This is a genomic window from Kitasatospora sp. NPDC004240, from assembly GCF_053603215.1.
This window is the reverse complement of record NZ_JBSGFD010000438.1, coordinates 1-1649: the sequence shown is the minus strand read 5'-3', so window position 1 is coordinate 1649 and position 1649 is coordinate 1. Positions and strand designations below refer to the sequence as shown.

The following is a 1649-nucleotide window of genomic DNA, read 5'->3' as shown; positions in this document are numbered from 1 at the left end:
TCCCGCGCCGAAGCCGCTTCCCGAGCCCGACCCGCGGCCGGTTCCGCCCGCACCGCCGCTGCCCGCGCCGAAGCCGCTGCCCGTACCGGCGCCCCCGGCGCCCCCGGCGCCCCCGGCGGCCCCGGCGGCCTCGGACCCGCAGGCCACCACGGAACCGCTGTCCACCCGGGCGCCGCTGCCGGCCACCAAGCCGATGCCCGTACCGGAGCCGGCCCCCGCCGCGGGGCCGGTCGCCCCCGAGTCGACCTCGGAGGCGATGGAGGTCCTGGCGGCGCTCAACGCCCGTCCGGTCTCGCCGCTGCGGCGCGCGCTCAAGCGGATCACCATCTGGACCGTCTTCCTGGGCGTGATCCTCGGTGCCGCCGTGACCGCGCAGCTGCTGCGCCCGCTGCCCGACACCCAGGTGCGGATGACCGCGCAGGGCCGCTACGAGTTCACCGGCGCCCCGCTCGACCTGGCCTGGCCTGCCAAGGGGCAGTCCGCCGCCGAGGTCGTCGGCGTCGGCAGCCTGGGCAGCTCCGGCCCGGAGACGCCGGCCCCGATCGCCAGCGTCACCAAGGTGATGAACGCCTACCTGATCCTCCAGGCCCACCCACTGAAGAAGGGCGAGCCGGGCCCGAAGCTCACCGTGGACAAGCAGGCCGCCCAGGAGTCCAACAACGTCGACGAGTCCAAGGTCACCCTGACCGAGGGCCAGCAGCTCACCCAGTACGAGGCGCTGGAGATGCTGATGCTGCCGTCGGCCAACAACGTGGCCCGCCTGCTCGCCCGCTGGGACTCCGGCTCGGAGGAGGCGTTCGTGAAGAAGATGAACGAGACCGCCGCCAAGCTCGGCATGACCAACACCGTCTACGCAGACCCGGCCGGCTTCAACTCCGACACCAAGAGCACCGCCAAGGACCAGCTGAAGCTGGCCGGCCAGGTGATGCAGAACGAGATCTTCCGCCAGATCGTCTCGACCCCGGACACCACCTTCAACGGCCAGAAGGTCTTCAACACCAACACCCTGATCTCCGCCAAGAACGGCATCCTCGGCGTCAAGACCGGCTCCAGCACCCCGGCGGGCGGCTGCCTGATGTGGGCGGCGGTCAAGGACGTCGGCGGCGTCAAGCGCATGATCCTCGGCGTCACCATGGGCCAGCCCGCGACCGCCACCGAGGGCATCCTCAAGGTCGTGCAGAACGTCAGCGCCAAGCAGATCGCGGCCGCGCAGAACGGCCTCACCGGCCAGACCCCGGCCAAGCAGGGCGACGTCGTCGGCCACGTCGACGACGGGCTCGGCGGCAAGGTGCCGGTCATCGCCGCCAAGGACGTGACGGTCGCCGGGTTCCCCGGCATCACCGCCACCCTCGTCCTGGACCCGGTGAAGATCACCAACCACACCGCCAAGGCCGGCACCCAGGTCGGCGTCCTCCGGGCCGGCCAGGGCGAGGGCCGGGTGGAGGTCCCGGTCGTCCTGCAGACCGACCTCAACCCGCCGTCCATCGCCTCCCGGCTGACCCGTCTGCTCTGACGGGCCGCGACCGACGGACCGCTACTGACGGACTGCGGACGGGGGGGGGGGGGGGGGCCCGCCCCCCCCCCCCCCCCCGCCCCCGCGGCGGGAGGCATCATTAGCTGTTGGCACGCCCCCCGGGCGGGGGGCGGGC

At 73.2% G+C, this 1649-nt stretch carries 1 protein-coding gene; it reads left to right on the top strand.

The genetic code is table 11. From position 1 onward, the window contains the following. The coding region (locus ACWEQL_RS42360) for a D-alanyl-D-alanine carboxypeptidase family protein (RefSeq protein ID WP_452156951.1) at window positions 1-1513 on the top strand (1513 nt) is incomplete at its 5' end. Window positions 1514-1649 lie beyond the last annotated feature (136 nt).